Annotated in this window: 10 protein-coding genes; 2 read left to right on the plus strand and 8 right to left on the minus strand. The window is 32.1% G+C overall.

The features are described 5' to 3' along the window. Positions 1-18: 18 nt before the first annotated feature. The 4 genes from KPL50_RS05085 to KPL50_RS05100 form a co-directional block, all read right to left on the minus strand. On the minus strand, positions 19-1719 hold the full coding sequence (locus KPL50_RS05085) for an FAD-dependent oxidoreductase (protein WP_216297372.1): 1701 nt from the start codon (positions 1717-1719) through the stop codon (positions 19-21). 142 nt (positions 1720-1861) lie between these two features. Next, positions 1862-2677, minus strand: coding sequence for an ABC transporter ATP-binding protein (locus KPL50_RS05090; RefSeq protein WP_216297373.1), 816 nt, complete (start codon positions 2675-2677; stop codon positions 1862-1864). A gap of 79 nt (positions 2678-2756) precedes the next feature. After that, a complete protein-coding gene (locus KPL50_RS05095; RefSeq protein WP_216297374.1) occupies positions 2757-3800 on the minus strand; it encodes a glycine betaine ABC transporter substrate-binding protein in 1044 nt (347 codons plus the stop codon). A gap of 28 nt (positions 3801-3828) precedes the next feature. Continuing rightward, complete coding sequence (locus KPL50_RS05100) at positions 3829-4611, minus strand: ABC transporter permease (protein WP_216297375.1); 783 nt, start codon at positions 4609-4611, stop codon at positions 3829-3831. A 342-nt stretch (positions 4612-4953) separates the two neighbouring features. On the opposite strand from KPL50_RS05100, the gene KPL50_RS05105 reads away from it, so the two are divergent. Continuing rightward, the gene (locus tag KPL50_RS05105) at positions 4954-6261 is read left to right on the plus strand and encodes a Na+/H+ antiporter family protein (protein ID WP_216297376.1); all 1308 of its coding nucleotides are present in this window, start codon (positions 4954-4956) and stop codon (positions 6259-6261) included. Positions 6262-6425: 164 nt separating this feature from the next. Here KPL50_RS05105 and KPL50_RS05110 read toward each other — a convergent pair whose 3' ends face one another. Beyond that, positions 6426-7799, minus strand: coding sequence for a L,D-transpeptidase family protein (locus KPL50_RS05110; RefSeq protein ID WP_216297377.1), 1374 nt, complete (start codon positions 7797-7799; stop codon positions 6426-6428). A 557-nt stretch (positions 7800-8356) separates the two neighbouring features. Here KPL50_RS05110 and KPL50_RS05115 point away from each other — a divergent pair. After that, on the plus strand, positions 8357-9202 hold the full coding sequence (locus KPL50_RS05115) for a GyrI-like domain-containing protein (RefSeq protein WP_216297378.1): 846 nt from the start codon (positions 8357-8359) through the stop codon (positions 9200-9202). Positions 9203-9382: 180 nt separating this feature from the next. On the opposite strand, the gene KPL50_RS05120 is transcribed toward KPL50_RS05115, so the two are convergent. From KPL50_RS05120 to KPL50_RS05130, 3 genes are all read right to left on the minus strand, one after another. Beyond that, positions 9383-9532: a hypothetical protein gene (locus KPL50_RS05120; RefSeq protein ID WP_216297379.1), complete on the minus strand. Its 150-nt coding sequence runs from the start codon at positions 9530-9532 to the stop codon at positions 9383-9385. A gap of 245 nt (positions 9533-9777) precedes the next feature. Beyond that, positions 9778-11346, minus strand: coding sequence for a DEAD/DEAH box helicase (locus KPL50_RS05125; protein WP_216297380.1), 1569 nt, complete (start codon positions 11344-11346; stop codon positions 9778-9780). A gap of 205 nt (positions 11347-11551) precedes the next feature. Then, positions 11552-12460, minus strand: coding sequence for a polysaccharide deacetylase family protein (locus tag KPL50_RS05130; protein ID WP_253200460.1), 909 nt, complete (start codon positions 12458-12460; stop codon positions 11552-11554). Positions 12461-12589: the final 129 nt, after the last annotated feature.

Here is a 12589-nt window from a genome sequence, read left to right on the forward strand (position 1 = left end):
CTCACATAAAATAATATATTATAGGAAATTGTAATCAGTAACTATTTTTTCTCTGGCCGTTGTTTGATCATTGAAGTATTCATAGAAGGATATTCCCATAAATCCACCTGCAATATTATAAATATTTGTAAAGCCTAAATGTTGAAGTGCCATGGTTGCATTGTAGCTCCTCTGTGCGCTTCTACAGTGTAGGTATACTGATTGATCTTTTGGTATTTCATTTACTCTTTGTCTTATTTCACTAAGTGGTATATTCATAGCTCCAATTATGTGACTTAATTCATACTCATGCTTTTCTCTTACATCTATTATGCAAGCTCCACTTTCAACTAAACCTCTTACGTCTTTTTCACTTACTTGCTTAAACTCATCATGTAATAAGTTAGTAGCAACATAACCAGCAAAGTTAACTACATCTTTAGCCGTTCCAAATGGTGGTGCATAGCTTAATTCTAAATCTCTTAAATCATCTACTGTTGCTCCAAATTTAATAGCTGTAGCAACTACATCTATTCTCTTATCCACATTTCCTCTTCCAATTGCTTGAGCTCCTAATACTTTTCCTGTTGGCACTTGGAAAATCAACTTAAAATGTAGTGGCTCACAACCAGGCATTAGGCCGACTTTATCTCCTGGAATTACCTTAGCTACTTCATAATTAATGTCTAATTTAAGAGCTTCTATCATTTCTTCATTTAAGCCTACTGAAGCTGCATTATAATCAAAACATCTTACTACTGATGATCCTATAACTCCTGTGTTTCTTACAACTCTACCATGGATGTGGTCTGCAACTTGTCTTGCTTGTTTTTGAGCAGGACCTGCTAATGATAACTTAGTAACTCTTCCTGCTAAGGCATGATATACCTCAATAGCATCTCCAACTGCATATATATTCTTGTCGCTAGTTCTGTAATTTTGATCTACTTTTATAGCTCTTGTTTCTCCAATTTCAAGTCCAGCCTTAACTGCAAGTGAAGTTTCTGGTAGTACACCAATAGCCATAACTACAGCTTGAGCCTCTATTTTTTTGCCCGATTCTAAAACAACAGTATCCTTTTCAAAGGTAATTACTTTATCTGCTACGATTAGATTTACATCCTTATCACGCATTTCTTTATGAAGAATTTGAGCCATATCATAGTCAAATGGTTTCATGATATGTGGCATAGCTTCAATTAGCGTTACATTCTTTCCTGCTTCCCTTAGATTTTCAGCAACTTCAACTCCTATGAAGCCTCCACCTATTACTGATATGTTCTCTATTCCCATTTTCTTTATATGTGTGCTTAGCTTGTCTATATCAACAACATTTCTTACTGTAAATACCTTTACATCTTCAATCCCTTTGATAGGAGGAACTATAGGATTCGCCCCTGGCGATAAAATCAACTTGTCATATTTTTCAATATACTCTTTTCCAGTTATTGTGTTTTTAACCCTTACTTCTTTTTTATCTCTGTCTATATCTATAACTTCGCTATGTACCCTAGCCTCTATATTGTATTGTGCTAAAAACTGTTTTGGGTGCATAAGCACCAGGCTTTCTGCCTTTTCTACTATCCCACTTAAGTGATATGGCAGACAACAGTTTGAGAAAGATACGTCTGAATCTCTTTCAAACATTATTATTTGATCCTCTTCACTTAATCTTCTGAGTCTTGCTGCAGTAGATGCTCCACCCGCAACTCCACCTACTATTAAATACTTTTTACCCATGTTAAACCTCCATATAATATTCGTATTTTTTGTTAATTTTATATCAAACTATGTGTTAATTATAATACAATGTAATACGTTTACATAATAATCATGTGTTATACACCATAACAGATTGTTATACATAAAATTTATAAGTTTTTTATAAAAAATTCAATTCTTCATTTTGGCTATTGATAAGGTTTAAAATTTCTTCTTTTATCTCCATATATTTAGATGTATATCTTGCATTTTCATGATTTGCACCTGAAATATGATAAGTGAAATCTATATTATATTCCTTAAGGATTGTACCAGGTCCGCTTGACATTACAATAATCCTTGTGGCAAGTGCTAATGCCTCGTCAACATCATGGGTAATAAGGAAAACTGTATTTTCTGCTTTAGTCCAGATTTTTCTTATTAAAGTTTGCATATTTCGTCTTGTTAGTGCATCTAATGAACCAAATGGTTCATCCATTAAAATCATTCTGGGCTTATTTACTAAAACCCTTGCAAGAGAAGCTCTTTGCTTCATACCGCCAGAAAGCTCATAGGGTTTATACTTTTGAGAACCCTTAAGTCCTACAAGCTCTAAATATTTATTCGTTAATTCCACAATCTCATTTTGGGGTAACTTTCTCATTTTCAGACCGAAAGCAACATTATCCTGAACATTTAACCAGGGGTATAATGCAGGACTTTGAAAAACAACACCTCTATGCCAATCAGGTCCACTAATAGGTTCGTTGTCCATTTTAGCTTCCCCCTCTAAAGGTTTAAGAAAGCCAGCAATAATTTTGAGCAAGGTACTTTTACCACAACCTGATGGACCAAGTACACATATGAATTCCCCTTCTTTAATGTCTAAATTTATGTCTTGAAGCGCAATAACTTCACCTTTTTCACCAGAATAACTTAAATTTACATCTTTTAATGTTACAACATAATCTGCTTTATGTTTTAATATTTCTTCCATAAAAATTCCCCATTTCTATTATATCCTTTAACCTTTATTAAACTGATTTAAGGTTTTTATTTCAGTTTAACTCTGAAAATTATTTTAGTGCATTTTCTATATATGATGGGTTTACAGCATCTTTAAAAGTAGATATTTGAGGTTCAGAAATAAGACTTTTTTGTTTATATAAGAAATCAGCTGTATCTTTTAATGAACTTACTAAATTACCTTTCTTATCGCTTGTTCCAAAATAATCAGGCTCTAATTGTTCCTGCGCAGTAAGCCAAATAGAGCCCTTCATCTGCTTTAATGCTTCTTCTTGTGTAATTTCTAAGGCATCTGAAATTGTCTTAACTGCCTCCGTTTGATTTTCATTATAAAGTTTAATAGATTTATTTACAGCTTTAATATACTTTACTACAAGCTCTGGATACTTTTTCGCAAATTCTCGTCTAACAACCTCTACATTAGATGTAACAACATTTTTTTCAGCCATATCCTTGCTTGAAATTAAAGTTTTACCATCCTTTAGAATGTTAGATAGTGTGGGTTCCCACGCATAAGCTGCGTCAATGTCACCTCTTTGCCATGCAGCATATATTTCAGGCATTTGCATATCAAGTAGTGTTAAATCCTTTTCAGAAATACCATTCAACTCTAAAGCCTTTAATAAGCTATAGTGCGCTGTTGTAGAGAATGGAGTAGCGATTTTTTTCCCTACAATATCTTGTATAGAATTAATATTTGAACTGTTTTTAGCTACCAATCTTTCTGAATTACCAAGAACTTCATGTATCCAAATCACTTCTACATCAATACCGCTTGCAACGGCAAGTGTTGCAGATGATGAACCAAGTAAAGCAAAATCAATGTCTTTTGAAACAAGGGCATTTCTTATATCACCTGCGTTAAATTCAATAATATTAACTTTAACTCCAAGCTCTTCTTCAAAAAAACCTCTTGCTATGGCAATTTTCTCATCATTAGGCATTTGTTGAGTCCCTATATTTACCATCTTAGGTACATTCGCATTATTTTTTTTAGTATTTGTAGGTATCTCTTTCGAAGTCCCACATCCTGTAAATAATGTCGCTATTAAAGTTAGCACTATAACATTTGTTATTATGTTTTTTAATCTCATAATTATCGCTCCCCTCTATCTTATATTTTTATTCCTTACCTTTCCAAGGAACAATCTTGCGTTCAACAAATTGTATACTCTTATCTAATAAAACACCTGTTATACCCATTATGATGATTCCTAAAAAAATAATATCACTTCTCAAATAGTGACTTGCATCTAATACCATCCACCCTATACCAGATTTAGCTGCAACCATTTCAGCGGATACTAAAGTAGTATAAGCAACACCTAAGGCCGTTCTAAGTCCTATAAATATATCAGGTAAACATGCTGGGAATATCACATGAATAAATATTTGCTGTTTATTCGCACCTACAGTGTACGCACTATTTATATAGTCTTCCTTTATTTTCATAACCGCTGATACGCAAGAAATATAAATCGGTGCAAAGCAAGCTAAGAATAAAAGTGCGATCTTAGATTCATTTTCAATTCCCAACCATAAAACTAAAAGTGTATAATAAGCAAGTGGCGGAAGTGGACGATAAAATTCAATAATTGGTTCAAAAATTGCCCGAGTCTTTGAATTATAACCACTTGCAAGTCCTAAAGGGACTGCCATGACAGCCGCCGCGAAGAAAGCAATAACAAGCCTTCCCATACTTGTTCCTAAATGTTGTAGCAATGTATAATTTTTGTACCCATTTTGCAAAATATCAACCAAAGCAGTCCATACGGATTGCGGAGAAGGTACTAATTTAGGATCAACCCATCCAAGGACTGTTACTATAAACCATATGGCTAAAATAACATTTACTGTTCCAATAGTTAACATTTTTTCATATGTACTTTTCTTATTCACCATCATACCGCCTTTCTTTTAAGCTCTATCATAAAAAAAGATTAAAGCATTATGGGTCCTCCAAGTTTGTTAATTTTATATCAATTTTATCTTAATTATAATACAATCTGAAAGGTTTTTATAATAGATATTTGTTATGTAGCATAACAGATTGTTATATGTTAACTTATAATTCAAAACATAATAAACCAAGGAGAATCCGCATCATCTGGAAACTCTTCTTCGCTATTACTATTTGTAAAATAGCAAAATTATATTGTCAGAATAATTGTTAAAATGTATTATCACGCTTAAAATATTGCATTTAATAGAAAATCATGTATAATTTAAATGAAAGGTGGAATGGAAATGTTATTATTTAATCCGGTTATAGTATCAGTAGTGTTAATGTCAGTACTGTGTCTACTAAAATTAAATGTAATTTTAGCAATCCTAATAGCTGCAATGATTGCAGGTTTACTTGCTGGAATGCCCATACCTGAAACTATGTCAATTTTAACTTCCGGTATGGGTGGTAACTCTGAAACAGCATTAAGTTATATTCTACTGGGCGCATTAGCCGTAGCAATAGGTAAAACTGGTCTCGCTAATATACTTGCAAAGAAGATTGCAAAAGTAGTTAAGGGAAATGCCATTGTATTTACTTTACTCATAGCTTTTGTAGCATGCTTTTCACAGAACTTAATACCAGTTCATATAGCCTTTATTCCAATTTTAATACCACCACTAATACCATTAATGAATACAATGAAGATAGACAGAAGAGCCGTAGCTTGTGCACTGACCTTTGGTCTAAAGGCACCATACATATCATTACCAGTTGGATTTGGGCTTTTATTCTTTACTATTATTAAAGACCAAATGAGTCAAAATGGAATCCCAGTAAGTATTGGCCAAATTTCAAGTGTAATGTGGATAGGCGGAGTATCAATGATAGTTGGTTTACTTTTAGCCGTACTTATAGTATATAGAAAACCAAGAGAATATAAAGAAATTATGCTAGAGGAGTTTTCAGCAGAGGATGATGAAGAAATTAAGATGACAGGAAAGCATTGGTTAGCACTTTTAGGAGCTTTAGCAGCCTTTGCAGTTCAACTTATAACAAAATCATTACCACTTGGTGCACTAGCTGGACTCGCAGTTATGATTTTAACTAGATCCATAAAATGGAAAGAAATAGATAATCTTATGGATGGCGGAATGAAAATGATGGCTTTTATAGCTTTCGTAATGCTTATTGCAGCAGGATATGGTAACGTTTTAAGAGAGACAGGAGCAATTGAGACCTTAGTTAATACCACAGCTGGAATGGTTGGAGGCAAGTTTGGAGGAGCCTCCTTAATGCTTATAATCGGGCTTCTAGTAACAATAGGCATAGGAACATCTTTTGGTACAATCCCAATTATAGCAGCAATATATTGTCCACTAGGATTAAAGTTAGGATTTAGCCCAGCATCAATAATATTATTACTTGGAATTGCAGCTGCTCTTGGTGATGCAGGTTCACCAGCATCAGATAGTACCTTAGGACCTACATCAGGATTAAATGTAGATGGACAGCATGATCATATTTGGGACTCTTGTGTACCAACATTTATATTTTATGATACCACTTTATTGATAGGTGGATTAATTGGAGCTATGATAATTGGTTAATTAAAAAAACACATACAATTAAAATGTGCTGGAGTCTATATTTATTCTCATACCTTCGATATTACAACTAGTAAAATCTATTCTGCTACCGCTCTTTTGTGAGGTTTTCTAGGGGAAGTCAGTTTTCAGAATAGGTCCAAGAGACGACAAGAAGTCGTCTCTTGCTAATTATAACAAACAACCGGAATACCTGACTCAATATTATCGAATATCGCCTTTGCTAAATAGTATGGTGAATTTATACAGCCATGAGACCCATCTGTCTTATATATCTTTCCTCCAAACTCACTTCGCCAGCTTGCATCGTGAATTCCTATACCTCCATTAAAGGGCATCCAAAAGGTAACAGGAGAAGCATAGCCTGGTCCTCTAAGGACAGCATCTCTTTGTTTGTACTTTAACTTATAAATGCCTCCTGGTGTTATATGATTAGAGCTTACATTGCCTGTAACAATATCTCCTTGTGCTATTAGTGAACCATTTTTATAAAACCATAAATGCTGCTTTGCCAGATCTATTTCTATATAGGTATTCCCAATATCATTGTTACCATGAGACAGGGCAGTTTGAATATATGCAGGTTCTTTTGCTATAGTTTGACCTTCTTTTATGGCAGTAACTAAAGCTTTCGTTTCTTTAGCTCTATTAATAGACCAGCCATAATCACCACCACCGATATTTTTTGTATTTCTTGATGACGTAACAAAATTTCTTTTCTTACCACTTGTATTATAATTATTAGAAAGTACGTCTATATAATTTTTAACTTCTTTCTCATTGAATGTGACTTCAAGACTCTCATCAATTGTAATCCACTTATTTATTGTAGAACCATCTAAAAGTTCTTTATATGTTCCAAAAGTATAGGTAATTTTTGAAAAAACATATTTATTAATCATGTTTTTGGTGTCTATTGTTTTTTGAGAATTTGAAGTATATCTCGGCTTATCATAGCAATTGATTGTCTCCATATCTATTGTAGTTTCGTCCTTAAGTATTGCATCTGATACATGCTCATATAAAACGTCTTTATTGACCTTGTTTCCAGCGATTTCAGCTACAATTACATAACCATTCTCTGTATACTTAAAGCTAGGATTTTTAGGCTCAACTATATTACTACTATCAAAACAAGAGAGCGTGTCTATTCGTTCTTTTAATAGCTGCTTATCATATTTAATTCCTTCTATCATTTTAGAAGCATCCGTATTAAAAAATGCTGAAATCCATTTATAAGGATTCTGTTTATCTTTTAAATCCTTAAATTTCCCATCTGAATTATACTTTAACCCAATCTCATGGGCTCTAATTTGTTCAATTTTACCGCCTCGTTCTTTTAGATTTAGTGCATAATTCTGAAGTTCAGATTCCATTTGCTCATTTACTTCCTCCACATTTTTCCCTGAAACATTAATGCAATTTATTGCAGAACCAAAATAAAAATGATTCATAAAGTATATTGCCATACCAAAATATATAACAAGTAGTGTGCAAAGAGAGATTATAACACCTATAACAATTTTCTTGTGCTTTTTCATTAACCTTATTATTGAATTTTCTACTTCATTTTCCGTAATACTCTCCCCCTCGTTTAATCACACCAAAATTAATAATTAGTACGTTAACTTTTTGAATCTACATTCCATTCTATGCACTAACTTTCCTACTTAAAACAATTATTAATAATTTTCTTTGCAAATATAAAAAAGAGTAAATCCTTTAAAATAATACTTTAACTACAAAAAAAACTACCGGAATTTAATTGTATTCCGGTGGTTTCTCAGTTAGCTTTCACCAATTTTTTTCCTAGTTTTTTAGAATTGCAACCTCATCAAAACTTTGCGATACTTTAGTCTCTTTCAGTGATTTTATTATAATTGCTAGTCCCAATGCAACAACGAGCGATCCTGCTGAAATTATAGGCTAAATTATAGGTAAAACTACATAAGTTAGAGTATAAATCTTAGAGTATGTCTAATGTAAATATGTTACATTGATATATTTTATTGGCTTTATTCTTACTTAACAGTTTATAATAGTAATAGTAATAGTAATAGTAAATAATTTAATATTTAAGAATGGAAGTGGACTAATTATGAAGGGTACTTTTTTAATTGGAGAATTAGCCAGGCTTTTTAATATAAGCACTGATACCTTAAGGTATTATGACAAAATCGATCTATTAAAACCTAATTATGATGCTATAAATAAATACAGATTCTATAGCGTTCGAAACTTTTTCAAACTCAGTAGAATCCTATTTTTTAAAAATCTTGATATCTCACTCCGTGATATTAAAAAATATATGAATAATAAAAATACAAACAACTTGGTGACCTTACTAAAAAATAAGGAAGAGGAAATTGATGTAAAAATAAGTACTCTAATTAACCTAAAAAAGAAAATAAATACAAAACTTGAGCTATTGGGAAATATAAAACAAGAGCTGAATGTTGTAAAGATAAAGCGATTACCTCAACGAATTGGAGTGGTTTTAGACATTAATGATAGTAAAAACGAGTATGAACTTAAAGAGTCCGTTAAAAAAAATGAGAAATATTTAAAGCTCAGTTCCTGGCTTATTGAAGGTCAAGTATACACTTCTCTTTCAAGGGAAAATATGAAAAGTGGAAGTTTTAATAAATTTAAATATTTTATTGAAATTCTGTCAACTGAAAATACAATACACGGTGAATTGATAACCATTCCAGAAAATGAGTTTGCATGTGTTGTTTTTTTAGGTCCCTATAAAGATATCGAAAATCACTATACCCTTCTTATTGCATGGATTGAGGAAAATGGATATGAAATATTGGGAGACTCTATCGAGAAAAATATAGTAGACTATGACTTTTCAGATTCTGAAAATGAATATGTTTCTGAAATACAAATACCTATAAGAAAGGTATTCGCCGTTAAAGCATATAGGGAATGCAAGTAACTTTGTTTCCAAATCTATCTACATTCCCTCATTTCCATTTTTACTTGTTAGTTAAAACTCAAATTATTTAAATACCTTAATACTATCTTCTAATGAAGCTAAATTAGCTGAGCTCTGTTCAATGTTTTAACGTATCTTACTAACTAGTACGTTACTTTAACTTCTAGTTTACGGTATGACCTAATAATTTTTGTCCTTAGAAGAAGCTCCCGAGCTTTGGGTTCCGTAGGTTGCTGCCCTCTTAGTGTTTTTTTGATTTGAAGATTTCGCTTTTTTTTCTTCAATAACTTTTTTCATTATTTCCATGTTTTTGCTCATATCATTTTTCATATATTTTACCTTCCTCTTCTTTGTTTTTTTATCTTCTTTACATTTTAACAACTCTGTAACTGCTTCCTTATAATATTAATGTTCAATGTAGATATTTTCAAGGTTTAATTTGCTATTTTATTATACCCTAAAAAAGACCTTTAAGTGTCCTTATTAACTAAATATTGTGTTAGCCCTTTACTATGTTATGACCTGGGGTGACGAAATAATAACTAAAAGGTATGGCTTACCTAATCCTAAAAAATCTATCTTCTAGCTTTAGCAACCTCAATATTTACTCTTCTTTTATGTAACTTGTGGCCGGAGCTATTTCTTAGGATAGCATCTACTAGATTTCCAGGCACATCTAGAAAAGAGAATTTATCTAAAATATCAATTCGTCCAAGTTCATTTTTATTAACATTAGCAGTCTCACATAGGAAGGATATAATATCTTTTGTCATAACCTCATCTATTTTTCCGATAGAAAGAAATAGTCTAACATTATCCCCTGTAGGTATAGCCTCCTCTGCATAGTTATAGTTAACTGCACTGTCAAAAATAGTTTTTATTAAAGAAGCTGTTACATCAGCAGCACCAAATTCTTTAGTGAGAGTATTCCCTAGTGGAATAAAGTCATCATATAAATTTTCAAATAAAGTTAACTTTATAGATTTTAGAATAGTTTCTGATTTTGCCGCAATAATATCTAGCATAGTAGGTATACTTTTTTTAGTGATTATGCTTTTAGTATCGCATTCAATCTGCCTTTTAGCAGATGATTCTCCTCTTGTAATAAGACTATAAGCTATACCTTCTTTATTCGCTCTACCAGTTCTTCCAATTCTATGGATATATGATTCACTATCTTGTGGTAAGTCATAGTTTATTACATGAGTGACATCTTCAACATCTATACCTCTTGCAGCTACATCCGTTGCAATTAAGTAATTCAAATTACCATCTTTGAATTTTTTTAGAGTGTTCATTCTTTCACTTTGTTTCATGTCCCCGTGCATACCTTTTGCACTATAACCTCTAGGTTGTAATTCACTCACGAGCTTATCTACGCCTTTTTTGGTTTTACAGAATAGTATACAAGTCTTAGGAGCATCAACATCAAGAATTTTACATAGTGATTCAAATTTATTTTTTGAATTTACTTCGTAATAATATTGGTGAGTTTTAGAAACCGTTAATGATTTCTTCTCAATAGTTATAATCTTTGTATCTGTTTTCATATATTTTTTTGACAATGTTTTAATAGCTCTTGGCATAGTAGCTGAGAAGAGCATAGTCTGCCTCTCTTTACTTAAGTTACTTAAAATGCTTTCAATATCTTCAATAAAACCCAGGTTTAACATTTCGTCTGCTTCATCTATAACAAGAAATTTAGTACTGGCGAGTTTCAGAGTGCCTTTTCTAATATGGTCTAGTATTCTTCCAGGAGTTCCAACCACAATATCTACTCCTCTTTTTAAAGCTGAGGTTTGTATATCAATAGATTGTCCTCCATATATGGGTAAAATCTTAATTGTTTCATATTTTGCAATTCGCTTAAGTTCTTCGCCTACTTGGATAGCAAGTTCTCTTGTTGGGGCTAAAACTATTGCTTGCACTTTTCCTGTTGATTTTTCCATTCTGCTTATAATAGGTGCGCCGAAGGCTAATGTCTTACCAGTACCAGTTTGAGCCTGACCTATAATATCAAAGTGCTCCAATGCAACTGGAATACTCTTTTCTTGGATATCAGATGGATATTCAAATTTTAAATCTTGTATAGCGTGGAGTACGAATTCATTTAGTCCTAGTTCAATAAATTTTATTTTGTTCATTAAATTCCTCTTTCTTCTTTTAGATTTTCAAATACATCTCATATTAAGAGAGTATGTACAAAACCACAAATATTAAACAACTCCACAGCTACGTAGCAACTATTTTCCTTATTTCTTCAAGTATCAACCATAAATATCCACCACATTATTTATAAAAAAACCTTCAAGCTCCAGTTTAGAGTTCGAAGGTTTTTGTATTACTAATCTAAAATTTGTAATTAGGGTTAGTTATTCGTTCTATAAATACATCTAAACTAGCTGCTCCACTTATAAATACCCTATCCAGGGTTAAAATTCCATCTGCTTTATCAGACCATCTTCCACCAGTTGTAAAGGCCATTGTATATCCAGCTTTTTTTACAGCAGTTAAGGTTTCTTTTGAATACTCTCCATAAGGATATGCGATATATTGTACTTTTTTACCTAATGATTTTTCTAAAAATGCTTTAGATTCTTTGAGTGTTTTAACTTGTTCTTCGTAAGATAACTTGGCTAAATGCTCATGCTTAGCAGTGTGGCTTTGAATATCCATTTTATTAGCTTGCATAGCCTTTAGCTGCTCTAGACTCATGTAACCTGGGCTTTTATCTACTACATTTGTTATAATGAAATATGTTGCCTTAAACCCAAATTCTTTTAATATAGGTAAAGCTTCTAAAAAGTTATCCACATATCCATCGTCAAAAGTTAGTACTACAGATTTTTGAGGAACTGGCTTATTCGTTTTGAAAAAATCATAGGCTTCATCTAAGGTTAGGGTTGAATAACCATTATCTTTCAAATACTTCATTTGCGCTTTAAACTTTTCTTTAGGAATTCTGGCGGTGTTTCCCTTTTCATATCCAATAGCATGATACATAAGTACTGGTATTCCTTTATTGTTATGCTTAAGAGTTATTTTTTTTGCTACCGTTTTATTTTGGCTGTATTGCTGTTTCAGAGTTTTATTTTCGACAACTTCTACTATTTTTGTATTATTACCTGTTATACTATTATTTTTTTGAGTTAGCTTACTGTTATCATAGTTCTGCCTCCCAATAAAATACCCAAAAACCACTGACATGCAAGCTAAAAAAACAACAACTATTATGATTGTTTTTCTTTTATGTCCCATTACAAATACCTAATTTCTAAAACCATACTAAATCGTACCACAAATTATTATGGTTTTATACTTCCTTTCATAATATTTTCATATTAACAATTTTCAGAAAATTTATATTATCATTACTCTGTCTCTACT

The organism is Clostridium sp. CF012 (genome assembly GCF_018861755.1).
GTDB lineage: Bacteria > Bacillota > Clostridia > Clostridiales > Clostridiaceae > Clostridium_AD.

Excerpts from the sequence above, each read along its gene's own strand:
- KPL50_RS05110 (WP_216297377.1), bottom strand. The coding sequence starts at position 7,799 with ATGAAAAAGCACAAGAAAATTGTTATAGGTGTTATAATCTCTCTTTGC.
- KPL50_RS05120 (WP_216297379.1), bottom strand. The coding sequence starts at position 9,532 with ATGAAAAATGATATGAGCAAAAACATGGAAATAATGAAAAAAGTTATT.
- KPL50_RS05115 (WP_216297378.1), top strand. The coding sequence starts at position 8,357 with ATGAAGGGTACTTTTTTAATTGGAGAATTAGCCAGGCTTTTTAATATA.
- KPL50_RS05100 (WP_216297375.1), bottom strand. The coding sequence starts at position 4,611 with ATGATGGTGAATAAGAAAAGTACATATGAAAAAATGTTAACTATTGGA.
- KPL50_RS05085 (WP_216297372.1), bottom strand. The coding sequence starts at position 1,719 with ATGGGTAAAAAGTATTTAATAGTAGGTGGAGTTGCGGGTGGAGCATCT.
- KPL50_RS05125 (WP_216297380.1), bottom strand. The coding sequence starts at position 11,346 with ATGAACAAAATAAAATTTATTGAACTAGGACTAAATGAATTCGTACTC.
- KPL50_RS05130 (WP_253200460.1), bottom strand. The coding sequence starts at position 12,460 with ATGGGACATAAAAGAAAAACAATCATAATAGTTGTTGTTTTTTTAGCT.
- KPL50_RS05105 (WP_216297376.1), top strand. The coding sequence starts at position 4,954 with ATGTTATTATTTAATCCGGTTATAGTATCAGTAGTGTTAATGTCAGTA.
- KPL50_RS05095 (WP_216297374.1), bottom strand. The coding sequence starts at position 3,800 with ATGAGATTAAAAAACATAATAACAAATGTTATAGTGCTAACTTTAATA.
- KPL50_RS05090 (WP_216297373.1), bottom strand. The coding sequence starts at position 2,677 with ATGGAAGAAATATTAAAACATAAAGCAGATTATGTTGTAACATTAAAA.